The sequence below is a fragment of the Bdellovibrio sp. NC01 genome, from assembly GCF_006874625.1.
GTDB lineage: Bacteria > Bdellovibrionota > Bdellovibrionia > Bdellovibrionales > Bdellovibrionaceae > Bdellovibrio.
Genome location: NZ_CP030034.1, coordinates 209,701 through 232,558 on the forward strand (window position 1 = coordinate 209,701; position 22,858 = coordinate 232,558).

Here is a 22,858-nt window from a genome sequence, read left to right on the forward strand (position 1 = left end):
ATAATTATCCGAGATAGATTTTGTGAAAGTCATTCTAAAAGACAGGAGTTCACTAAATGCAACGAATCAACTATTTCGCTCTCGCAATGCCCGCCTTCCAACACCTCGGAGCAGTTGACCAATACTGCAAGAAAAGTTCTGTTGACCCTTCGATACTGCGCCTAGTTCAGATTTACGCCTCGCAAATAAATGGATGTGCTTTTTGCGTCGACATTCATTGTAAAGAAGCTAAAATTGCTGGAGAGCGTGAGTTAAGAATCTATCACGTACCTATTTGGGAAGAGTCACCACTTTTCACTGAAAAAGAAAAGGCCGCTTTTGAGTGGACAAGAGCGGTGACCCTGATCAATCAGGGACCGGTTTCTGATGAGTTGTTTCGAAAGATGCAACAGCACTTTAGTGATCAAGAGATTGTGGATCTGAATATGCAAATTGCATTCATTAATCTTTTTAATCGTTTTGCGGCAACTTTTAGATCAGTCCCAGGAGACAGAGATAAAGTTTTGGGATTGGAGAAAGCGAATCTTTCGTGATTTTGGGTAATCAAGTTGAATGGGCTTTGCACTGTATGATGATTTTGGCGAGCGCGCCTCAAGGAAAGCTTCTAAATGCTAAGGCGCTAGCTGAGTTTCATGGAGTTCCTAAAGAGTACCTTTCAAAATGTCTTCAAATGCTATCACAGGCTGGTCTCGTTAAAACGACGACCGGCCCGTATGGTGGATATAGCATTGCAAAATCAGCCGATAAGATTACTTTTCTGGATATCGTCGAAGCTATCGAAGGAAAAGTAAAAACTTTTAAGTGTAATGAAATTCGCCGAAATAATCCCTGCCTTGCAAAGTCAGATCGTAAGTTCAGACATTTATGCGACATAGCAAGTGTGATGTACGAAGCCGATGAGGCTTGGAGAAAATCTCTTCGCGAGAAGAAGCTTTCTGATATCACCAATCATCTTACGGAAGGTTTAACCAAAGAGACGGTTAATAATTTTACCGAATGGCTTGAAGAAAATTAGAAAAACCTTAATGCTTTGCCGTGGTCCCACATTCATTTTGGCTGGCGTTTCGCGCTTCTCTTTTGGACTCATGACCGTGAAAAATATGTGAGATGTGAGTGCCAAGTCGGCGGTGTTCGATCTGTGCCAGTTTGTTGAATATTTCAGAATATAAACTGGCTATTAAAAATTATGTGTGTTGAATGGAGATAACTAAGTCGTTCTCGTCGATCATCAGATGGTCTTTTGTCTTCTTGAATGGCCCCTAAAGCTTTATCGGAGGCAAAATATGGGAAAAAAAATCTACGTTGGTAATCTTTCATACGCTATGGACGACCAATCTCTTACAAATCTATTCGCACAATACGGACAAGTTGAATCAGCTCGCATCGTAATGGATCGCGATTCTGGTCGCAGCAAAGGTTTCGCGTTTGTTGAAATGTCGACTGATGCTGAAGCTTCAACTGCAATCGATAAATTGAATGGCACTGATCAAAATGGTCGCGCTATCAATGTAAGCGAAGCAAAACCAATGGCACCTCGTGAAGGTGGCGGCCGCGGTCAATCTCGCGGTGGTTTCAGCAATCGTTCTCGTTACTAAGAAGTTTCCACCTTTCTCTGAAAGGGGAGCTTGTGCCTAAAGACGATCTTGTAAACGTCGAAGGTAAAATTTCAAATCTTTCTGGTGGTGGTGTTTATAGCATCACTCTGGAAAATGGACTCGAGATTTCGGCGCGACTTTGTGGAAAAATGAAGAGATTCAAAATCAAAGTCGTCGTTGGTGATCGTGTAACTGTTGGAGTTTCACCTTACGATCCAACACATGGATTGATATTACATCGACATAAATTTTAGATAGGGCAGGAGTAATCCTGCCTTATTTTTTAGGCAGCATCGTTTTGTTGCGAGGCTTTGATAAAAGCTTTTCCCGATTCGCTTAAGTGCGTGAACTTCACACCGTAGCGTAAGTAAACTTGGTCTGAACCTGGCAAGCGTACTTTTCTAACAGAAACAACAATGCCTTTTGCATCGAATTTATTTTCTGTGACTTTGTTAGCAAACTTTAAGATCACCTGATCATTCAAAGAACATTTTTGTTCGCGCACCAAGAAGGCTAATCCTGATTTGGAAATATCAGGGCAGAATACTTGAAAGCCTTTGTTGTGAGCGATCGCTACGAATACCGAACCCACCGTATAGCGTGGGAATTTTCTTCTGATATTTACGTCTGGCAAGTTCACCGTGGAAGCTTGTTTGTATTTTTCTAAGCTTGCTGGTGAAAACTCATCCCAGTCGATCAAACGTTGCCATGGGCCTGACGGTTGTTTCGCTAGCATACTTTGTTCAGACAACTTATGCGCGTGAATCAACGATAGCACGTCCAAATACTTCAAACGTTTATTGTTGTTATCTTTTTCGTACCAGTACACGGGCTCAAGTGACGGAAAGTTTTCTGCCAAAATATTTGCGGGCACCAAAGTGTGTTCATCATCCATGCGATCAGAGATAAGACCGACTGCTAAGTGGCCTTGATTTTTAGAGTTTGCATCGTCATCATCACCGGCGTCCAAATCAGAAAAATCGGGATGCTGCATAAGCATCACCCATTCATTGCTTTGATGATTGAAGATCATATCGAACAGACTGATTTTTCCGGCGCGAATGCCGTCGTGAATTGCTTTCTCGGAAAGCGGACCGATCTTTTGATTCCCTGTTGTAAGATAATACTGTGCTGCCATTAGCATCTCCTCTGGAACGAACGGGTAGAGTTGCTCTATTCTGATATTATATACTTCGGAAGCGTTCTTAGAAAGGTCAAACGCATTTAGGTTTGCTAAGCGAGATTCTCAATTTGAGACGCTCTTAGCGTACGCCTTGTTGAGTTGTACCACTCGACGAAGGATTGCCGCCGGATGAATTGTTAAATTTTTGCGAGGAGCCGGTGCCACAGATGCCGCCTAGTTCTGGTTCGTTAGGCGAACGTTTCTTACATGATTGCCCAGCGAATTTAGCTCCGGCCGAGTGTTGCGCTTCTGTCCATTTGAAATCGACGTCCCACGTAGCTAAACGTTGCGATGCTTTTTCGTAGCGGTCTTTGCCCCAGTCATCGGGCTTCGATAAATTACCAAAGAATGATTCCGTCGGTTTGGTTAAATCAGCAGGGCCCCATACGCGAATGTCGGTGCAGGGTACGGTCTTACCAGCCACTGTTTCGCCACCGATGTACCACTTATTGTAAAGCTCAGCAGCATCACCGTTGATCATGTGATTGTCCACTTTGTTTGCGATCTGTTCATCCGTCATATCAAATTCATCTGACGTGATCATTTGCACCGGAATACTATGGCGAGAAAGAAACGCGCATTCTTTCGCAAGTTTATTTGCAAACTGTGGATCGAAATTATCGACGTCACAGTGAATTTTTCCCGAACGAATGTCTTTAACAATCGCCAAAGTTAATTGCTTTGGATCGTTGATTTTATATTTCAAAATTAAAGGCGCCATCGCTGACTTATAGTCTTTCATGTCACCAAGATATTCCTGATTCGAACCGCACATGCGAATACCGCGATACAAACGGGCTGCCTGGGTCTGAATAAGTTCCGCTTGTGAAGGGGAAATTCCATTTTGCACCAACTGACACGCCATAAAGGCTGCGCCGTAAACGTGATAGTACTTGCTAGGAATCTTTTTAGCTCCGCCAATATCACCTTGCACGCGCTGAATTTCATCTTTCACTGATTTTGGAATATCGGCCTTTAGACCCAATGATCCCGGCGTGTAAAAACCCGAAGCTGCCGACGGGCAGTTCATTTGTCTTTGCACGGACGAAGTATTCTGCAATTGAGAGATTTGCATATTCAGAACCGTCGAAGTCGACTTTGCAAACGCAATTTGGGTCGCGTTGGTATCAGGATGCGCTGACAATTCTTTGATCTCGTTATCGTAGAGTTTCTTTTGTTTTTTCAGTTCTGCACATTGCTCGCGAATTTCATCTAGAGCAGCGGGAGAGTTATCGTCCCACGAAAACTCTCCTTGAGCTGTATCGTCATGTCCACACATGCCAATTAAGAACATCGCCGAGTTCGGATCGTTCTTTGAGTGCTCCATCGCAAGCTTCCACAGCCAACCTGGTTCTAAATTTTTAAAACGATCTGCACCGACAGTCGCGTAAAGTCCCGCGCGATCAGGTTCTGCACACGATGTTGCTGTATCCGTCGTGGAAACTGATTTACCAGCGACAATCATATTGCCTGGTAATGGTTTGCAATTCGCATCTTGGGGGAGTTTTGCCTTCAAATACTTTTCAACATCGCGATAAAACGAAAGCGCAGCATCGCGTACACAAGAATTTTTCGGATCAGAAAACTTGCGCGAGAAAAATGCCGCAATACCAGCGTTGGTTGTGCCAACAGCATTGTCACCTTCGTAAGCGTCAGCACCCACGATATCAACGTACTGTTGTAAGCCACGTTTGGTGTCACCGTTAGGAAGATAATTAATAATTCTTTGCGCGGCTTCGCCAGTGGAAGTTAGTGCAGACTTTCCGGCACCAACTTCGGTATTTGTTTGAAATGAATTTGGAATGGCAGCACAGGTAGGGCATGAAGTATCTTGCATGACCGGCGAAACAGCCAATGCCTTTTCATCAGCAGCATGAAGCACGCTACTGCAAATCAGGATTATCAAGAAAGTGAAAGCTTTCGCCAGCATAGAGTACTTTTCGGAATACAAAGATCTGAAGTGAACTAGACCAAGATCTGTTTTGTTTACGCACCTAAGTTCCGAAAAGAAACCTATGAAGTTTAAATCTTTGATCTGCATTTTAATTTTGTCAGCAATGCCTGCACACGGCTTTGATAAAGTTCTATGCGACTCAACGCTCGACGACTGGAGTGTTCACAACGGCACAGGCAAAAAAAACCTGATCCTCAATAAACTTCAGAACTCCGCCTTCATGAGCAAAAAACAAAGCCAAATGCTCATAGTAAAAGATCGTAAAAACCGCCAAATTGCCTCGGTCCTTCCATGGGACGGCATCACATTGCTACAATCCAAAACCGCAAAAAAAGAAAACTACAAATTCACCTACCAAAGCGACAACTACAGTTGGTTCACTCTACAAATCGAATCCCCAGCCACAAAAGCAAAACACAACCTAAACTGCCGCCTAACGTTCTAATCCCAAACGCAAAAAACATTCTGCATCGGGACCTCTCATCCTCTATTTCTCGAAGGCAAATTTTCTGGATCTAAGATTTTAGGCGTTAGCGTATGAGGCCTTCGCGGGGCCTGGATGGCCCTCACCGCAAAGCGGTGAAGCGACGAGGCAGGAGGCCGTGCCGAAGCAGCTAAGGCCTAAAATCTTAGAGCCAGAAAACCCCGCACTACGATAAACCAAAAAAAATGAGAGCCCCGAACACAGCAAGCAAGGTATGCAACTGTGTTCGGAGCGGGGAGGAGTTCGAAGACTGTGGTGAGTCTTCGAATCATGGGAGGGGACTAAATTGAAACTGGGAATGATACGCTAAAGATCCAACTTTTATCGTGGCCGTTGATATCATCTGTTGTTCCAGAGATAGGGCCAGCTTTTTCGACTGTCGTTGAATCATATTTGGCGTCTTGGTATTCAGCATTCAAGCTGACGACGCCAAGGTAAATACCTGCACCGATGCGGTACCCCTTAAGATCGTTGAATTTCACATCGACGCCACCGATCTCTTCAGGATTTAAAGTTCCGCCAAGAATGTAAGTACCCCACACGCGCAAACCCGCAACAGGTGTTTGTGCGCCAAGAGTGACACCGCCATCCCACGAATCAGCGGAAGCTTTGCCGCCTAATGCAGACGAATCATAATCAGGTCGAGAGTAACGACCATCGAGTCCTAAGAAAATAGATTCGTAAACATGAAAGCCTAAACGCAATCCTAATCCGAAACCTTTTAAGTCTTCTTTGGAATCGGAAAAGGGTGCGGGATAACTAACATCAACGTCGCCAGTTTGGTAAGTGACCATAGGTTCAACAAACAAACCGGCGCGGCTAAGTTCTTCAGCGGATGCGAAGCTTGTGCATGCAAATAGAATCAACGAAAATGTTAAGCCAGAAAGTAACTTCACAAGAAACCTCCATGTTAATTCGCCATATCTTTGACTTCGTCTTTTACTTCTTCAGCGCGATTTTTAATTTTCTTATCAAGACACTCGAGTTTACCGTTCACCATTTCACAGGCTTTTTCTTCAACTCGGTGAGTTCCTTTTTTGATTTCTTTTTTTGCGTCTGACGCCACTTCGCGAGTGGTTTCGCTAACGCCAGCGTAAGAAGAGATGATGGGTGTAATAAAAAATCCTGCTACAAGCAGTGCGAACAATGCCTTCATTTAATCTCCTTGGTGAGCTTCTGCCTGAAACCATTTTTCCCTGTTTCAAGCGACACAGGATTACATTGCAAGCCTGTGGCCAAAGATGAATTCAAATATATTTGAAAAGAGCGTGTTTTATGTGTTTTGCGGGGCAAATCTCCCTGTATGCTAGAAATTTTCCCCTATAAGTTTGATAAACATTTAACCTGTTTTGGACTTGCTGTCGAAAGGCAACTCACCTAAAAGAGTTTATATGAAGAGATTGAAGAGAGTCTTTATTTTGTCCCATGAATGGAATGTCTTTGTCGTTCTCATCATTATTATTACGATCAGCTTGCTGAGCTGGTGGGTCGTAAAAATCCATTTGGAAAAAGAATGGAATGCACGTCTTTCTTATGAGGTCGAAAAAGTAACATCGTCAATTAATCGTGAATTGTATGGCTATGGCGATGCCTTGTTGGATACGCGCGCTTATTTCAAACAAAGTGGTGTGCCTTCACCAAAAGATTTCCAAGACTATATGGATTCGGCGCAAGTCTTCAGACGTTTCCCTGGTTTGCAGGGGATCGGTTTTGCGCAAGCGTTGCCTACGAAAGAAGATGTTCACGCGCTTGAAAATAAAATGCACTCGTTTGGCTATGAGGAATTCAAACATTGGCCAGATGGTGAACGCAGTCTTTATACCGCTATCACAATGATCCAACCTGAAGACTGGCGTAATAAAAAAGGATTGGGTTACGACATGATGTCGGACCTGATTCGTAAAGACGCCATGGTAAAGGCGTCGGAAGAAAATATCGTCACGATTACAGAACCCGTTGTTCTTATTCAGGACGATAACGAAAAAGATCAAAAAGGTTTCTTGATCTATGCACCGTTGTACAAAAATGCCGATAATACCGATCAAAAAGCATTGCGCGGTCCACTATTGGGGTTCGTGCATTCTGTCGTGCGCATTTATCGTTTCTTTAATGGCGGTTTAGGCGTTCCGCAGTTTTATAATGAAAAAGTAAATTATCAGATCCAAGCTTTCGATCAAAAAACAAATCGCTCTGTTCCTATTTACGAGCGCTTCCCTGCAAAAGATGTCGAGCGTCCTACGACCGATATCTATATTGAAAAAGAATTGAAAGTTTTCGATAAGGTTTGGAAATTCCGTTTCGAACCACTTCCGCATTTCTTTAACTGGTATGAACGTTACGTGCCGATCTTATTCGCGTTTGTGACACTGGTAATGCTGTCAGTGATCTTCTTGGCGCTGTGGTCAACACAACAATTCTTGAAATTCAGTGAACGTCATAAGGAATCGTTAGCACAAATTTCAAAAAGCAAATCGACGGAGATTTTATTATTTAGAAAATTAAATTCGATGCTTGCTGATATTTCTTCGGCCATTGAAAGTAACACGCTGTTTGAAAAGCTGTGTCAGCATTTAAGTGAAACTTTCAATGTCGATGACGTAGTCGTTTACGTGCAAGACCAGAATGGCACTTTCGAAAGACGTTTCCAAAAGGAACTTGAATCGTTCCCGCTAATTTTAAATCTGTCGACTGAATTCCAAGATTTGCAAATGGAAGGCCTGTTGCCACTGGCTTCAGATTTAGAAGTCGCACATAAATTTAAAGCGATGGTTCCTGATGATTTCTTTAAAATCGCCAGCGAACACAATTTGTATGTCACTGAAACTGTTCTGCATGAGTCTGGTAAGAAGACGTCGGTCTTAGTATTGCTACAAGCGCCGCAAAGTTTGTTAGATACGAATATTAAAGAATACGCTCTGCTAAGTCTTATCAAACAATTCGCGATGTCTTACGATAAAGCGATTCTTTTAAGAAAAGCAGAAGACGCAAATCTAATGAAGAGTTCATTCTTGGCAAACATGAGTCACGAAATCAGAACTCCATTGGGCGTGATCGTTGGTTTTTCCGAAATCCTTGCGCAAGATGATTTGGAACCTGAAGACAAACAAAACATCGTCAGCAGCGTAAAACGTAACGGTAAAGAGCTAGCGCGTCTTATTGACGACATCTTGGATATTTCTAAAGTGGAAGCAGGAATGTTGCACTTTGAAATGGCGCAAGTGAATTTGGAAGGTTTGATTTCGGAGATCAAATCGGTGATGGATGTGCGTGCGAAAGAAAAACACATTCAATTTAACATCGCTCGTTTAAGTAATATTCCAAATTACGTTGTGACTGATGATATTCGTTTGAAACAGATCTTAGTGAATATCGTGGGTAACGCCATTAAGTTTACTGATAAAGGCAGCGTGAAGCTTTTGTATCGCACATCAAATGGCGATGATGGCGCTGAATATTTGGAATTCCAAGTCCAAGATACCGGCACGGGCATTAGCGAAAAAAATCGCATCAATCTGTTTAAACCGTTTTCACAAGGTGATGTGACGACGACACGTAAGTACGGCGGTACTGGCCTGGGTTTAGCGCTGTCAAAACGTTTGGCGGAACTTCTTGGTGGTGAGTTGTTCTTGCAAGAAACATCACTGGGTAAAGGTTCAACGTTCTGTTTGCGAATTCCGTTGAAAGGGGTGGCTGGTCAGCAAACTCTTTCAATTAAAGATGTCGAGCCAGTTTCGTCGGTGGAGTCTTCATTGGTACAGGCTACAAAAACCGATATTGATTGGGCCAGCATGGATTTGCGCAACATTTTAAGAGGCGTCAGAGTCTTGCTTGTGGAGGACTCTGTGGATAATCAGGAAATCTACGAACACTTCCTGATGGCTGCGGGCGCTGATGTGAAAATCGCAGAAGACGGCGAAAAGGCGATTGAGTCGGCATTTAAATATTCACCAGACATCGTCTTAATGGACATTCAAATTCCAAAGATTGATGGCAAAGAGGCTACAAAAAAATTAAGACAGCGCGGATTTACTCAGCCGATCGTTGCTTTGACGGCGCATGCTTTGAATGAAGAAGTGCGTAGCTGTTTGGCGGCAGGTTGTAACGGTCAGATCACGAAGCCTGTGTCTGGCGAGCTGTTAGTGCAAGAAGTGTATTTTTATCTGAATCATCGAGGTTAGTATGGCTGAAGGTTTTGCGGTTCCTAAAGGATCACAGATTAAATACTTGCAGCGTCGCTTAGACGAATTGCAGAAGTTAGAAGAAAGTTTTAAGTCGGAAGTGAACTTTGAGTTGGCTCACAAAATGGGCCATCAAATCAAAGGCAATGCTTCGACGTTTAATTTACAGTCGCTTGAATCATTTGGTTTAAGATTAGAAAAGGCAGCACAAAGAAAAGATTCCGCTGCCGTTCGTGAAGAGCTTATTGGTCTAACAGGTATCGTTGCTGATCTTCTTAAAGAGTTAATTTAACTGAGTTGTTTTGCGCAGAAGATAGCTGTAAAGAGCCAAAACGAAACTTGCGCCTAGTAAAGACACAATAATCGCGAGCGGTTCATAAGGCAGGAAGATTCCTGCTTTCGCTCCGATGAAGTAACTGAAGAACGATCCTGTTACACCTAAAAGCAGAGTAATGACCCAACCGCCGACGTTCTTACTGCGCGCATAAGTTTTCACTGCGACTGCAACTAAAACGCCTAAAAAAACTGCTGTGATCATATTTTCCTCCTTTCGGTGTTAATAATTTAAAAAGACGAAGCCGAATTTCTTCGGCCGTCTGTGAATGTCTTATTTTCTTTTTCTTAAAGCCACCAGACCGCCAACAAGAAGCCCGATACCAGCAACACCCAGGGCCACATATAATGGATTTTTTCGAGCAAAGCTCGTCGCAGATTTCGCATACTCTTGAGCTTTGTCTGCCGCGATACTGACTCCGTGTTGAAGTTCAGATTTGATTTCATCGACATCAATGTTGCCTCTGGAAAATGTATCCTTCAAATCGTTCAAAGATTTTTTACCGTTCATACTGTTTTGCAGTTGGTTACTTGGTGTAGCCATTTGAAACTCCTTTGTTGGAAGTTGTTTTGTTAAGGAAGACTGCTCTTTCGCGGAAGACCGGAAAGAGCAGTCGCTAAACCGTAAGCGGACTTAATACCGCGAACGATTAATTTGTTTCGATTAGTGAGGGCGCTCTGGTTTGTCGAGATCTTCACGAGTTGAAGAAAGGTATTTGTCCATCACTGCTGAAACTTTTTGCGAGGCTTCTTCTTTCGCCATGCCATATTTTTGTTGAAGCACGCCTGCGATTGCTGTGGCATCACCTTTGGTTTTTTCCCACTCATCGTCAGTGACGTTGCCCCACGCTTTGCGAAGGTCGCCTTTGATCTCTTTCCATTTTCCTTGGATAAAGTCGTTATTCATTGTGAACCTCCTAGTTGTTACCTAAAAGTAAAGCAACGCTGAGGCCAACCGTGAGATCAAATCTACCAGGGAAAGAAGGTCCAGCGTTGCGATGAATAGGGCATAATGCCCCGCTCGACGGGGAGATGTTCCTGTTTAAAAAAAGAGGAGGAAGCTTTATCAGCTTCCTCCTCTAAAAATTCGAGACGTGTAAGCACAAACAACAACCTCAAATTTTTGGCGATTTACCTCTAAATAAACTAATCAAGTAGCTGGCGATCGCTAAAACCAAGAAGACAAAAAGTAATGTCTTACCGATTTCCATCGATACGCCGGCAATTCCTGTCGCGCCTAAAACGAAAGCTACGAGTGCGATCACGAAGAATGTTATTGCTGCGCTAACCATGATGAACTCCTTTTCCGCATTATTACAAACGGGACATTTTAGTACTATGCAATTGAAGGTCCAGATCAACAATGTCTTATAATGCGATATATTGCTTATTAGATGCGTTGTATGACAAATGAGGCAAAAATACCTAAAAAACTTGCGGAATTCTGCCCCCTGGGTTTAAAAAGGACAAAGACAAAGGAAACTCTATGGATAAGCCAAAGACTATTCTTCTGATTGAAGACGATATCGATTTAGCAGAACTGATCACGGCCTTCTTTCGTCAAAAAAATATATCCGTGATTCATTTAGAAGATCCAATGCAGGCGATGAAAGATGTGACGTCGGGTGCGATCAAGTGTGACGCGATCATCACTGACTTGAATCTGCCAAAGATGTCGGGTCTTGATTTCATCAAACAACTTCGCGCTGATGGTCTTTTGATTCCGATTATTTTAATCACAGTTTCAAATGACGTTGATACTGCGGCAGAAGCTATTGAAGCCGGGGCTTATGACTTCGTGGTGAAGCCATTGCATTTCCCACAATTATTAATTTCAGCACAACGTGCATTTAAATATTCAATTCTAAACGCCGAAAATCAAAACTTGCGTGAAACTTTGGATTCAACAAAAGGTCTGAATCCAGAAGGTATCATCGGTAAAAGCGAAGGCATTCGCCGTCTGATGGAGCTTTCAAAACGTGTCGCCAAATCCGCAGCAACTGTTTCAATCACAGGGGAAAGTGGTTCGGGAAAAGAAGTTTTTGCTCGTGCTATTCATAACTGGAGTCCGCGCGCGAAAAAACCTTTTATTGCGATTAACTGTTCTGCCATTCCCGAAAATCTTTTAGAGTCGGAATTATTCGGTCATGCGAAAGGTTCATTCACAGGGGCCTCTGATAAAAAGATCGGTTTATTTGAAGAGGCAGACGGCGGGACTTTGTTCCTTGATGAAATCGGCGATTTGAACTTGGCTCTGCAAGCGAAGTTACTGCGTGTGTTGCAGGAAAAAGAAATCAAACGTGTCGGTGAAAATCAAAGTCGTTCGATTGACGTGCGCGTGATTGCGGCGACCCATAAAGATTTGCGCCAAGAAGTGGCGGCGAAACGATTCCGCGAAGACTTATTCTTCCGTCTGAATGTTATTCCGATCAAAATTCCGCCTTTGCGTGATCGTCGTGAAGACATCATGCCATTGGCAGAATTCTTCTTAAAGAAATACAACAATCTTAACGGTACAAAAATCACGGGCTTTAAAAAGAATGCGAAAGAGTTTTTATTAACTCATCCGTGGCGCGGGAATGTGCGTGAACTTGAAAACGCTATCGAGCGCGCGGTAGTTCTGACGACGGGACCTGAAATTGAGTTGGGTTCATTCTTATTATTTGATGAATCAAATCCTGCAGAGCTTGAATCGCATGAAGATAAAAAGAACACGTTCGTGTTTCGCTTCGGTGATGAAGTGGAACCGTTGCGCGAAGTTGAAAAGAAATATGTGCAGTTCGTTTACGAGCGTCACAATCGCGCTAAGGAATTAACAGCGAAAGCTTTGGGTATTGATCGTAAGACCTTGTACCGTAAGCTTCAGGAAATTGACCCCGCTCTGCCATAAGATTTGGGGTGAAAGTCATCCCTTGGTAGGGAATTTCACCCCGTAAAATTGTTAAAACGCAATAAAGAGCATTTGATAGTTGGTTTCCCATTTGCACTTCCTCTTCAGCAGAAGGGGAAACATTATGCTAGATCCAAAACCGACACTGCAAAGATACCACGAAAATTTTTTGGGTTTATCTTCGATTGAACGAATCAGAAACGCCGACATCTTGTCGAATTTGTTGTCTGATTCCTACTTCATGCTTTTAAAAACTCAAAACTGTCATTGGAACGTCACAGGTCCAACCTTCAAATCTCTTCATCAGCTTTTTGAAGAACAATATAAAGAGTTATTCAAGGCGATTGATGAAATCGCAGAACGTATTCGCGGCTTGGGCGAATACACTCCGGCAAGTTTTATTGATTTTTCAGAACGTTCGCAAATCAAAGAACGTCGCGAGCATGCTGATTATATGGATATGTTGCGTGATTTGGGTGTGTCGACTCAGATTATGATCAATCGCTTGCGCGACTTCATTCGTGATATCGACACTTCTGAAGATTCAGTGACACATGATTTGTTAGTGCGTCGCTTGGCCGTCCATGAGAAGAATCTGTGGATGATTCAATCTTTCACGAGCTAAAAAGATCAAGCGACTTCAAATTCGATTTCAATTTGTTTTTGTACGTCCTGCATAGACGTGCGGGGAGCTCTGCCCGATTTCGGGTGGAGCTTCTCTTTTAGATAGTCCTTCCACAAACGCTTGACCCAGAAATGGGTGACTTCATTGCTGAAATGTCTGCGCGTTTGTTTTTCAAAAAGAACCACGGCACATTCGTACTTCATTTTTTTAATCGGCGGTTGAATTTCCTTCGCACCCAAGCGATAGCACATCTGATCAACTTTGATATCGGTGCGCGGAGTTCCCAATACACCGTTCGCTGGGGAATAATCCAAATACTGTAAACCTAAGCCGGTTAGAATTTCGGCCCACGGCACGTCACGATATTTGCGGCGCCATGAAAAACCAACCGTGAAATATTCCATCGTCATTAAGCGTGTGCAGTGACGACCTTGCAGATATGCGACGGTCGTGGGACTTAATTCGCTGACATAGGGATGGCGCAAGTGCGACGTTAAACTAAAATCGAAAATCGTGAATAGATTAAAACCGACGATTTCTTCTTTATAGCGAATCACGCCCGCAGCGTGACAGCGGCAGAAGTCGGAAAAATCAAGCTCGTGACCTTTGTCATTTAAAACAGAGCCGAATGTCTGTTCCCACATAGAGAACACTTGGTTTAGTAACTCACGTTTGGATTCACATACATGATGAAGTGGTAGAATTTCGTAGTGGAAGTCTTGCATACGTGAAAGCATCTATCATTCAGCATAGAATTCAGAGTCCTGTTTTGTGATGAAGCACTTAACATAAAAAATCCAACAAAAAGTCACGGCTAGTTTATGTGTCACAACATACTTGCTCAGATTGATTAACATCAAATCGAACCAAAACGCATCCGCTGCGAGATTTGAGAATGTTATGATTTAGAAATGGTAGGAATAAAAGAAGGCTTTCATCGCCTTACCTCAAAAGAATTTTTCGAAAAGATGTCCCGCGACGATATTTTGGAAATGTCGGCGTCATTGGCCTTTTACACAGCTTTATCCCTGGCTCCCTTATTGGTGCTGCTGCTGACGTTTGTTTCTTTAATCAACGTGGAATTTCGCGAAGAGCTCTTAACGCAAATCCAAGGCTTAGTTGGCGCAAAGGCCAGTGAGCTTATTCGTGAGATCGCGCGTAACGTTGATCAACGTCCTGACATTCGCGACATGGCGGGAATCTTCGGTTTATTAGTTCTGCTGTTTTCGGCCGGCGCTATCTTCGGCGACATGCGGGGTGCCTTAAATCGCATCTTCGAAGTGCACAAAAAAGAAGAGTCGAATGAAGAAACTATTCTGCAAAGCACATGGCAGTTATTGAAAACGAAACTTTTTAACATGGGGATGGTGTTAACCTTCGTATTCATTTCTATTATTTCTTTAATAGTATCGACGGGTTTGTCTTTTTATTTAGACGGTAGTGATCAGTGGTTTGGGCAGTTGATAAATTTTGGCGTTTCGCTGGCGGTGTTCTGGATTTTATTTTCAGCGCTTTATTATTTTCTGCCAGAAACGGATGTTTCGAAGAGAGTTGCCGGAACATCGGGTTTAGTCACCGCGATTTTATTTTCGCTGGGAAAAACAGCGATCGGACTTTATTTAGGGCAGAGTGCAGCTGCTTCTTTATATGGTGCCGCCGGGTCTTTTATCGTTCTTTTAATGTGGGTCTATTATTCTTCCGCTGTCATTTTTCTCAGCGCTGAAATTGCCTACCAGTTTAACAGAAAGGAAGATCATGAAGAATCTGCTGCACAGCCTAAGCCGCGTTAGCAAAACGGTGTGGATCATTATCCTTTTACTTGTGGGCATTCGGATCTTGCTTCCCTATGGATGCAAATACGCCATCAATTGGTATTTGGGCAACAAGATGGAAAGTTATAAAGGACATATCGATGATTTCGACCTGGCTTTATATCGGGGGGCCTATCAAATCCAAGATTTGAAAATATGGAAAAAGACCTTAACGCCAAAAAATTCCTTCGTTGAAGTGAAGAACATTGATTTGTCTTTAGCGTGGCGTGCGCTTTTTAAAATGAAACTGCTGGGTGATTTGGAAATCGATGGCGCAAAAATCGATTTGGTAGATAGTGACAATAAAAAGAAAAAACAATTAGGCAAGGGTGAAGAAGATTGGAAAACGATCGTTGGCAAGTTGGTGCCTATTGAGCTTGAGTCATTTAAAATGACCAGAAGCGAACTGCATCTTATCAACCGCGACTTCAAAGCGCCCGTCGACGTTGTTTTAGATCGAATCGAAATTCATGCGACGAATATCAAAAACACCGATGATTCAAAAGAAGTTCTGCCAAGTACTGTGACCGCTTCTGCGCGTCTGATGAAGAATGCACCTGTACATGCGGATGCCAAGATTAATTTAATCTCGAAAGTCCCCGCTTTCGAAGCGAAGTTGAAAATGGACAAACTTGACCTGACGAAGCTGAATGATTTCTTTTTAGCTTACGGACCGTTTACGTTTACGTCGGGTAAATTCAGTATTTATTCAGAGGTCACAACTAAAGATAATAAAATTAAAGGTTACGTCAAACCGTTCTTTGAAAATATTGACGTGATTAGCGACCAAGAGCATTTCGATTCTGCACAGAGATTTTTCAATGAAGTTGGTTTGGCCATGGCGAATCTTATCCTTCGCAATCGCAACAATAAAACGGTCGCGACGAAAATTGAATTCGAGGGCGCATCCCATGGGCCCGATGTCGATAAGTGGGGAGCGGTGTGGACTTCGTTGCGTAACGGTTTTGTCGAAGCGCTAAGAAAAACGTTGGACAATACAATTTCAATTAAAGATGTCGAGCGTAAAAAATGAAGAAGGAGGCTTGTGGCCTCCCTCTGCATAGTCGTGATTAAATACCGGAACAGCAATTAAGCTAACGATTTCATATCGATGACGAAGCGATATTTAACGTCGCTTTTCACCATACGATCATAAGCTTCATTGATTTTTTGAATTGGAATCATTTCGATATCAGAAACGATGTTGTGCTTACCACAGAAATCCAACATCTCTTGTGTTTCTTTGATACCACCGATCAATGAACCGCCTAATTTACGACGACCCATAATCAAGCTTCCCGCATACAATTCTGGTGGCTTGTCAGGAAGACCGACAAGGACCATGTTGCCATCGCGGTGAAGTAAAGACAGATACAAATTATAATCATGCGGAGCCGACACTGTATCGATAATGAAATCGAAAGAGTTCGAATGCGATTTCATTTGCTCCATATCCTTAGAAATAATCACTTCATGCGCGCCCAGGCGTTTTGCATCTTCCACTTTCGAAGGGGACGTTGTGAATACCACGACGTGTGCGCCCATAGCGTTTGCAAGTTTCACAGCCATGTGACCCAAGCCGCCCAAACCAACAACGCCGACTTTTTGTCCCTTATCGACTTTCCAGTGACGAAGTGGTGAGTAAGTTGTGATGCCCGCGCACAATAACGGTGCGACGGCCGCAAGATCTAGATTTTTAGGAATGTTGAGGCAGAATTCTTCACGCACAACGATCGCGTTTGAATAGCCGCCGTATGTTGGTGCGCCATCTGATTTTTCGTGACTGTTGTAAGTGCCGACGAAACCGTTTTCGCAATATTGTTCAAGACCTTCGTTGCATGAACGGCAGTCAAGACAAGCATCGACCATGCAGCCGACACCCGCAAGATCGCCGACTTTAAAGTTCTTAACGTTTTTTCCTACGGCGACAACTTTACCTACGATCTCGTGACCCGGAACCATTGGGAAAGTGCCACGGCCCCATTCATCACGCGCTTGATGCACATCCGAATGACAAACGCCGCAATACTGAATGTCGATTTGTACGTCATTATCGCGAAGATCGCGACGCTCAAAAGAAAAGGGAGCAAGTGGAGCTTTTGGTTGAGGAGCTGCAAAACCTTTAACCTTAATCATGAATTCCTCCGGGGTTGTCTACACTCCAACTTCGCTGGAGTAAAACATGATTATAGGACTGTGTTGCAGCTGTTGGGAAGAATGCGATTTTGCAGTTGCATCGCATTCTTCTATGTCCTTAGTTCTTTTTTAGAACATAAGATTTTTGTATTGATGAATTCGTTGTGCCGTTTACTTCAGAGTGATTAGAAATCAACGTGTAGCGATCCGTTTGTTTTTGCAGACGCACAGTGCCCTGCTGATAGATTGGCTGATGACGAGCAGACAATGTGTATTGGTAATCCAACATAGTTGGGGTGATGTGGGCCGTTTTCAGAACGTCAGCAAGCCAGCCATTAGAATCATCAATAACCTGGTAGGTGCCTTCTTTAAAACAGTACTGCGTGTAAGTGTGGTCGAATTTGTTTTCACGAATGCAAATCTGATTCTGCGCAAAGAAAACCTCAACACTTTTACCCCATGGATGATCGGTCGTAGGTTCGCCATTGTGTTTATAGTTCAATGCTAGAACTTTGTAAGTTCCGATAAGGCCCTGACGATCTGTGTTTGCGAAACTCAATGCGGGAAGAAGGAAAAGTAAAAGACTTAAGAATTTCATGCGCACTCCTTTGCTTATGAATATTCTTGGATCTTTAGTTCGCATTCGCAAGACCACCACGATTGCAATGGAATATGTCTGTTTCATCTAGTACAATAAGTGTTCTATGAAGAAAGTTAATGTCAGTCATATTTTGGTCGACAAAGAATTCGAAGCACAAGATCTGTTGCGCGCTTTGAAAGACGGAAAGTCATTTGAAGATCTTGCGAAAAGGTATTCAAAATGTCCGTCGGCAGCACAAGGCGGAAACCTTGGCGAGGTCGCGCTTTCACGTTTGGACGAAGACTTCGCAGATGCGACGATGTTACTGAAAACGGGCGAGATTTCTAGCAAACCCGTTCGCACAAAATTCGGCTATCATTTGATCAAAAGAAATTAAGCCTTCTTCGCTGAAGGCTTTTTCAAAGTCAGAATATTTCCCAACAAACACAAAAGAACGCCCACACCAATATATGGTGTCCATTTGAAGTTTTCGTAAAAGCTTGAAAGGGTCAGCGCGATCACTGGCGATAGCACGCTGGTGTAAGCGGCTTTTTCCGCACCAATTCTTCCAGCCAAAGTTAAATAGGCACCGAACGCAATCACCGAACCAAACAAAGAAAGATACAAAAGTGATAATAAGAACTGCGAAGTCATTGGAATTGCTAGGTCTTGGCGGAACAGCAGGGCCACCAATAAAGTGAAAACACTTCCATAGAACATGCCGAAAGTGTTGGTCACAACGATGGGAATTCCTTTTTTATAAGTCACTTGCGACAAAAGATTCCCGCATGAAGCTGACAACGTCGCGATGAAACTAATCAACAAACCCAGGATCGTCTTTTGACCACCAGTGAGGTTCGTAATTTCATCTAGGAACAGAAATAAAATACCGACGCCGCCAATTAAAGAACCGATGATCACGTTCTTAGTGATCGGCTTTTTAAAGAAAATCCACATGCCCAGCATATTGTAGTAAACCAAGCTGGTGAAGGCGACGGCGGTCATTCCTGAACTCACCATCGTTTCGGAAATATAGAACAGCATGTAGTTCACTGAAAACATGAACACGCCTTGACCCGCAAAAAGCAGATGATCTTTTTTCGGATAACGCATTTTCTTTTTTGTTACGAAAGCAAAGATCGCAAGCATCACGGCGCTCAAAAGAAAACGCCAGAAAACCGAAGTGATCGGTGACGCGCCACCAACTTGAAAAGTAATCACTAACCAAGTGGAGCCCCAGATAATCGTACAAATTGCGTAAAGCAGAAGATTCATTCGTACAAGCTAACATGAAAGCGGACCGCACGTTATCGCTGAAAATAAAAAACCCGCAGTGTCAGCCACCGCGGGTTTAAATATGAACTTAAATCGTTCTTAGGATTCGACGACTAGTCTTCGTCGTCTTCGTAATCCTCATCGTCCTCATCTTCATCATCATCGTCGTCGTCATCTTCATCGTCTTCATCTTCGTCATCGTAGTCTTCATCAGCTTCGATGCGAACAAGCCAACCCTCTTCATAAGGGTCTTCCATAACGATTGAAGGATCATCAACAACTTGTGAATTCACTTCGATCACAGTGCCGTCTACAGGAGCGTAAATATCAAGTGGACCATCATCAGTTTCAATTGTACCGATCACTGACTCTGCATCAACTTTTTCATGCTCAGCAGGAAGTTCGATTGAATTGATAGATTCAAAATCCTCAAGACCATCTTCGTTGATACCAATAGTGATAATACCGTCTTCTTGACGGAACCACATGTGGCCTAAAAAATTCTTTACGTCATCAGATGCCATTTACTCTCCTAAAACTTTCCTACTCCGGCAACGCCGGAGTGCAGACTCGTGATGCTAGCAATCGTAATACAAATGGAACTCATAAGGAACTGGTCTTTGTTGTACTGGTCGAACTTCTTTGTCGATTTTGTACTGAACCCAAGTTTCGATCAAGTCATCTGAGAATACATCGCCTTTTTTCAGGAAGCTGCAGTTATTCATCAAATTATTCAATGACTCTTCCAAAGTTCCCGGAACAGAAGGGATCGCAGCGGCTTCTTGTGGAGGAAGGCCGTAGATATCTTTATCTAGTGGATCACCTGGGTGAATCTTGTTGATGATACCATCAAGACCCGCCATCAAGATCGCAGCTTCTGCCAAATAAATGTTAGCGCCTGGATCTGGCGTACGGAATTCAATACGTTTTGCTTTTGGGTTTGGACCTGAGTTCGGGATACGCATCGCTGCCGAACGATTCTTAAAGCTGTAAGCCAATTTCGTTGGAGCTTCGAAACCAGGAACCAAGCGTTTATAAGAGTTCGTCAATGGATTGATGATACCGCACAACGCTGGAGCATGTTTCAACACACCACCGATGTAGTACAAGGCCATTTCAGAAAGACCTGCGTATTTGTTACCTGCAAAAAGGTTTTTGCCATCTTTCCATAGAGACATATGGATGTGCATGCCTGAACCGTTATCGCCGTAAAGAGGCTTCGGCATGAACGTCGCTGTTTTACCATGACGAGCACACACGTTTTTCACGATGTATTTGAACCACATCATTTTATCGCCCATGTTCAACGCTGTATCGTATTGGAAATTGATTTCACACTGACCAGCAGAAGCAACTTCATGGTGATGACGTTCTACTTTCATTCCGCATCTTTCCATCTCTAGACAGATTTCAGAACGAATGTCTTGCAAAGTATCTGTTGGAAGAGCAGGGAAGTAACCCTCTTTAGGACGGATTTTGTAGCCAAGATTGTTGCCACCTTCATCGCGACCTGTGTTCCAAGCAGCTTCGTTGCTGTCGATCATGTAGAAGCCAGAGTTCGTTGTTTGTTCATAACGAACGTCATCAAAGATAAAGAATTCAGCTTCAGGACCGAAGTAAGCCGTGTCAGCAATGCCCGTTGACTGCATGTAGGCGATCGCTTTTTTAACAACCTGACGTGGGTCACGATTGTAAGCTTGAAGAGTTTCCGGCAAGCACACATCACAGATCAATGAAAGAGTCGGAACTTCCATGAACGGGTCCATCATCGCAGTTGCAGGATCTGGCTTGATGATCATGTCTGATTCTTCAATGCCTCTCCAGCCGCGGATCGAACTTCCGTCGAAACCGTAACCGTTTTCAAATGAATCTTCCTCTAGTTGGTGCAGAGGAATTGTTAGATGTTGCCAAGTTCCGACCATGTCACAGAACTTTAGATCAACCATTTTAGCGCCTTTTTCGTGCGCAAACTTCAGAGCTTCTTTCGCAGTCATTTTGCTGTCTCCTTGCAAAATTGTATTTTCAAAAATCAAAATTTAAATCTACTCCAACAAAGTCAGAGTGTAGACAAACTACAATGCTTCTTCATCTTTTTCGCCGGTACGAATACGCAGCGCTGATTCCACCGGAATCACAAATATTTTTCCGTCACCGATTTTCCCAGTGTGGGCCGTCTTACGAATTGCTTCAATCGCGCTATCAATGAGCGCATCTGGAAGGACGACTTCTAATTTAATTTTAGGGAGAAAATCGACGACGTACTCCGCACCTTTATAAACTTCGGTGCGACCTTTTTGACGACCGAACCCGCGAACTTCAGAGACAGTCACCCCTTCTACGCCGACTTCCGCAAGGGCATCGACGACATCATCAAGTTTGAAAGGTTTGATAATCGCCTCTATTTTTTTCATCAGGTCCAACGTTCTGCAATCTTACTTACTTCATGTAAGTGGTACGACTTCGAAAGAATAGCAAACGTCCGCAAGAAAGCAAAAAATCGTTAAATGAATTTTATTTATTTAATTGCCATTAACGCAAAACAGTAAGTGTCACCAATTTGGTAAAATCGAAAAAATACTCTAGAAAAGTGAAAGAACCTGTTGAGGTGGTATGTGGTTTTTGGTACACACGGGCTCGCTTTTTAGGAAAAACCAATATTGTTGTCTGACCGGGGGGGATAATGACTACAACACGTTTTTTCATCTACGGCTCGTTGACCGAGGGGATGATCCATTACGCTAAGATCCAGAACTTCGTGGAATCATTAGCTTTTGCAAGAATCAAAGGAACAGCATATCGCTTGAAAGTAGGCTTCCCTGCGCTAGTTAAGGGTGGCAGTGACCTTGTTCCGGGTCAGTTAGTAGAACTTAAAGGTTCTGAACTTTTGAAGGCTCTTTTGGATGAGTTTTACGGTTTTAATCCGCTAGATCCAGACAAGAGCTTGTATGCGCGCGAAGAAGTCGACGTTTATGTCGAAGGCTCATCAGAACCTATCAAAGCTTGGACATATTTTTTGAACCCTCTGAAATTGCCTGTTAACGCAGCGGTAATTCCGGGTGGTGATTGGAAAAAGTCGATTGAAGATCAGCCAGCTTTAACTTCGAAGCTGACAGAAAAGCAAATGACCTATATTCAACGTCTGGGACGCTCAACTGGCCGCGAGATTGTTCCCATTGATCTGACTCTTTACCGCGAATTGATGAATCTTGAATTGATCGTGGATAAGGGGCGCAGACTTGCATTGTCTAAGCTCGGCCAAGAGGTTTTCAGACATCTTGCCTAATACTCAGAAACTTTTCCGAATTGTTCTAATTGAGCCCGAAATTCCACAAAACACGGGGAATATCGGGCGCACGTGTGTAGCGACTAACTGTGAACTTCACATCGTCGGAAAAATGGGTTTCGAGATCAATGATACAAATCTAAAAAGAGCGGGGCTGGATTACTGGCCTCACTTAACTTATCACCGCCATCTGACTTTTGAAGATTGGTGGAACAAAGTTGAAGATCCATCACGCGTGTGGTTATTCACGACGAAAACAAAACGAACATATTTTGAGCCGCAATATCAATCGGGCGATTGGTTCGTTTTTGGTAAAGAGACGAAAGGTCTTGATCCAGATTTGCTTGCGAAATTTCCAAATCAAACTGTGACTATTCCTATGATTGGCGAAGGCGCGCGCAGTCTGAATTTGGCGACGAGTGTCGCTATTGCTGCCTACGAAGGACTTCGTCAGCAAAACTATTCAAAATAACTACGTCAGAGCGCGTAGGATTTTAATTCTGTAAGGCTTTAGTCTGGGTGCGACTTGTG

General features: G+C 43.3%; 29 protein-coding genes. 14 read left to right on the forward strand and 15 right to left on the reverse strand.

What is annotated here, in order from left to right; translation table 11 throughout:
- The first annotated feature begins 56 nt into the window (after positions 1-56).
- From DOE51_RS01070 to infA, 4 genes are all read left to right on the forward strand, one after another.
- Positions 57-533, forward strand: coding sequence for a carboxymuconolactone decarboxylase family protein (locus DOE51_RS01070; protein WP_142694759.1), 477 nt, complete (start codon positions 57-59; stop codon positions 531-533).
- Positions 530-1,015, forward strand: coding sequence for an Rrf2 family transcriptional regulator (locus DOE51_RS01075; protein WP_142694760.1), 486 nt, complete (start codon positions 530-532; stop codon positions 1,013-1,015). Before DOE51_RS01070 ends, DOE51_RS01075 begins: the two co-directional genes overlap by 4 nt.
- 268 nt (positions 1,016-1,283) lie before the next feature.
- Entirely contained in the window at positions 1,284-1,595 is a 312-nt protein-coding gene (locus DOE51_RS01080; protein ID WP_142694761.1) for an RNA-binding protein, read from the forward strand.
- A gap of 32 nt (positions 1,596-1,627) precedes the next feature.
- A complete protein-coding gene (gene infA, locus DOE51_RS01085) occupies positions 1,628-1,849 on the forward strand; it encodes a translation initiation factor IF-1 (RefSeq protein ID WP_142694762.1) in 222 nt (73 codons plus the stop codon).
- Between the two features lie 29 nt (positions 1,850-1,878).
- Here infA and DOE51_RS01090 read toward each other — a convergent pair whose 3' ends face one another.
- Together DOE51_RS01090 and DOE51_RS01095 are read right to left on the reverse strand one after the other, a co-directional pair.
- On the reverse strand, positions 1,879-2,733 hold the full coding sequence (locus DOE51_RS01090) for a PilZ domain-containing protein (protein WP_168196357.1): 855 nt from the start codon (positions 2,731-2,733) through the stop codon (positions 1,879-1,881).
- A 124-nt stretch (positions 2,734-2,857) separates the two neighbouring features.
- The gene (locus tag DOE51_RS01095; RefSeq protein WP_142694764.1) at positions 2,858-4,708 is read right to left on the reverse strand and encodes a hypothetical protein; all 1,851 of its coding nucleotides are present in this window, start codon (positions 4,706-4,708) and stop codon (positions 2,858-2,860) included.
- 85 nt (positions 4,709-4,793) lie between these two features.
- Here DOE51_RS01095 and DOE51_RS01100 point away from each other — a divergent pair, with 85 nt between their 5' ends.
- Complete coding sequence (locus tag DOE51_RS01100) at positions 4,794-5,177, forward strand: hypothetical protein (RefSeq protein ID WP_142694765.1); 384 nt, start codon at positions 4,794-4,796, stop codon at positions 5,175-5,177.
- 320 nt (positions 5,178-5,497) lie between these two features.
- Here the strand turns inward: DOE51_RS01100 and DOE51_RS01105 are convergent, their stop codons facing one another.
- On the reverse strand, positions 5,498-6,112 hold the full coding sequence (locus tag DOE51_RS01105) for an outer membrane beta-barrel protein (protein ID WP_142694766.1): 615 nt from the start codon (positions 6,110-6,112) through the stop codon (positions 5,498-5,500).
- A gap of 14 nt (positions 6,113-6,126) precedes the next feature.
- Positions 6,127-6,372, reverse strand: coding sequence for a hypothetical protein (locus tag DOE51_RS01110; protein ID WP_142694767.1), 246 nt, complete (start codon positions 6,370-6,372; stop codon positions 6,127-6,129).
- Between the two features lie 235 nt (positions 6,373-6,607).
- Here DOE51_RS01110 and DOE51_RS01115 point away from each other — a divergent pair, with 235 nt between their 5' ends.
- Positions 6,608-9,394: a CHASE domain-containing protein gene (locus tag DOE51_RS01115; RefSeq protein ID WP_142694768.1), complete on the forward strand. Its 2,787-nt coding sequence runs from the start codon at positions 6,608-6,610 to the stop codon at positions 9,392-9,394.
- A gap of 1 nt (position 9,395) precedes the next feature.
- Entirely contained in the window at positions 9,396-9,686 is a 291-nt protein-coding gene (locus tag DOE51_RS01120) for an Hpt domain-containing protein (protein WP_142694769.1), read from the forward strand.
- Here the strand turns inward: DOE51_RS01120 and DOE51_RS01125 are convergent.
- From DOE51_RS01125 to DOE51_RS01140, 4 genes are all read right to left on the reverse strand, one after another.
- Positions 9,678-9,932 (reverse strand): GlsB/YeaQ/YmgE family stress response membrane protein, encoded by a 255-nt coding sequence (locus DOE51_RS01125; protein WP_142694770.1) that lies wholly within the window; start codon positions 9,930-9,932, stop codon positions 9,678-9,680. The two genes, DOE51_RS01120 and DOE51_RS01125, sit on opposite strands and share 9 nt — an antisense overlap.
- Before the next feature lie 69 nt (positions 9,933-10,001).
- Entirely contained in the window at positions 10,002-10,271 is a 270-nt protein-coding gene (locus DOE51_RS01130; RefSeq protein WP_142694771.1) for a hypothetical protein, read from the reverse strand.
- Positions 10,272-10,391: 120 nt separating this feature from the next.
- A complete protein-coding gene (locus DOE51_RS01135; RefSeq protein ID WP_142694772.1) occupies positions 10,392-10,634 on the reverse strand; it encodes a CsbD family protein in 243 nt (80 codons plus the stop codon).
- Positions 10,635-10,842: 208 nt separating this feature from the next.
- Positions 10,843-11,019 carry a DUF1328 domain-containing protein gene (locus DOE51_RS01140; RefSeq protein WP_142694773.1) on the reverse strand — a complete coding sequence of 59 codons (177 nt, stop codon included), beginning with the start codon at positions 11,017-11,019 and terminating at the stop codon, positions 10,843-10,845.
- A gap of 194 nt (positions 11,020-11,213) precedes the next feature.
- On the opposite strand from DOE51_RS01140, the gene DOE51_RS01145 reads away from it, so the two are divergent.
- Positions 11,214-12,617 carry a sigma-54 dependent transcriptional regulator gene (locus DOE51_RS01145; RefSeq protein WP_142694774.1) on the forward strand — a complete coding sequence of 468 codons (1,404 nt, stop codon included), beginning with the start codon at positions 11,214-11,216 and terminating at the stop codon, positions 12,615-12,617.
- A gap of 124 nt (positions 12,618-12,741) precedes the next feature.
- Entirely contained in the window at positions 12,742-13,242 is a 501-nt protein-coding gene (locus DOE51_RS01150) for a Dps family protein (protein WP_142694775.1), read from the forward strand.
- A 5-nt stretch (positions 13,243-13,247) separates the two neighbouring features.
- Here DOE51_RS01150 and DOE51_RS01155 read toward each other — a convergent pair whose 3' ends face one another.
- The gene (locus DOE51_RS01155; RefSeq protein WP_142694776.1) at positions 13,248-13,979 is read right to left on the reverse strand and encodes a hypothetical protein; all 732 of its coding nucleotides are present in this window, start codon (positions 13,977-13,979) and stop codon (positions 13,248-13,250) included.
- Positions 13,980-14,153: 174 nt separating this feature from the next.
- Between DOE51_RS01155 and DOE51_RS01160 the strand changes: the two genes are divergently transcribed.
- A complete protein-coding gene (locus tag DOE51_RS01160; protein ID WP_142694777.1) occupies positions 14,154-15,032 on the forward strand; it encodes a YihY/virulence factor BrkB family protein in 879 nt (292 codons plus the stop codon).
- Entirely contained in the window at positions 14,998-16,086 is a 1,089-nt protein-coding gene (locus DOE51_RS01165; protein WP_142694778.1) for a DUF748 domain-containing protein, read from the forward strand. Before DOE51_RS01160 ends, DOE51_RS01165 begins: the two co-directional genes overlap by 35 nt.
- A gap of 56 nt (positions 16,087-16,142) precedes the next feature.
- On the opposite strand, the gene DOE51_RS01170 is transcribed toward DOE51_RS01165, so the two are convergent.
- Together DOE51_RS01170 and DOE51_RS01175 are read right to left on the reverse strand one after the other, a co-directional pair.
- A complete protein-coding gene (locus tag DOE51_RS01170; protein ID WP_142694779.1) occupies positions 16,143-17,189 on the reverse strand; it encodes an NAD(P)-dependent alcohol dehydrogenase in 1,047 nt (348 codons plus the stop codon).
- 118 nt (positions 17,190-17,307) lie between these two features.
- Positions 17,308-17,787 carry a hypothetical protein gene (locus DOE51_RS01175; RefSeq protein ID WP_142694780.1) on the reverse strand — a complete coding sequence of 160 codons (480 nt, stop codon included), beginning with the start codon at positions 17,785-17,787 and terminating at the stop codon, positions 17,308-17,310.
- A 106-nt stretch (positions 17,788-17,893) separates the two neighbouring features.
- Here DOE51_RS01175 and DOE51_RS01180 point away from each other — a divergent pair, with 106 nt between their 5' ends.
- Entirely contained in the window at positions 17,894-18,166 is a 273-nt protein-coding gene (locus tag DOE51_RS01180; RefSeq protein ID WP_142694781.1) for a peptidylprolyl isomerase, read from the forward strand.
- Here DOE51_RS01180 and DOE51_RS01185 read toward each other — a convergent pair.
- The 4 genes from DOE51_RS01185 to DOE51_RS01200 form a co-directional block, all read right to left on the reverse strand.
- A complete protein-coding gene (locus DOE51_RS01185) occupies positions 18,163-19,044 on the reverse strand; it encodes a DMT family transporter (protein WP_142694782.1) in 882 nt (293 codons plus the stop codon). The two genes, DOE51_RS01180 and DOE51_RS01185, sit on opposite strands and share 4 nt — an antisense overlap.
- 113 nt (positions 19,045-19,157) lie before the next feature.
- The gene (locus tag DOE51_RS01190; protein ID WP_142694783.1) at positions 19,158-19,568 is read right to left on the reverse strand and encodes a glycine cleavage system protein H; all 411 of its coding nucleotides are present in this window, start codon (positions 19,566-19,568) and stop codon (positions 19,158-19,160) included.
- A 54-nt stretch (positions 19,569-19,622) separates the two neighbouring features.
- Entirely contained in the window at positions 19,623-21,038 is a 1,416-nt protein-coding gene (gene glnA / locus DOE51_RS01195; protein ID WP_142694784.1) for a type I glutamate--ammonia ligase, read from the reverse strand.
- 78 nt (positions 21,039-21,116) lie between these two features.
- Complete coding sequence (locus DOE51_RS01200; RefSeq protein ID WP_142694785.1) at positions 21,117-21,455, reverse strand: P-II family nitrogen regulator; 339 nt, start codon at positions 21,453-21,455, stop codon at positions 21,117-21,119.
- 269 nt (positions 21,456-21,724) lie between these two features.
- On the opposite strand from DOE51_RS01200, the gene DOE51_RS01205 reads away from it, so the two are divergent.
- Positions 21,725-22,327, forward strand: coding sequence for a gamma-glutamylcyclotransferase (locus tag DOE51_RS01205; RefSeq protein WP_142694786.1), 603 nt, complete (start codon positions 21,725-21,727; stop codon positions 22,325-22,327).
- Complete coding sequence (locus DOE51_RS01210; RefSeq protein ID WP_142694787.1) at positions 22,320-22,799, forward strand: tRNA (cytidine(34)-2'-O)-methyltransferase; 480 nt, start codon at positions 22,320-22,322, stop codon at positions 22,797-22,799. Before DOE51_RS01205 ends, DOE51_RS01210 begins: the two co-directional genes overlap by 8 nt.
- The last annotated feature ends 59 nt before the right edge of the window (positions 22,800-22,858 follow it).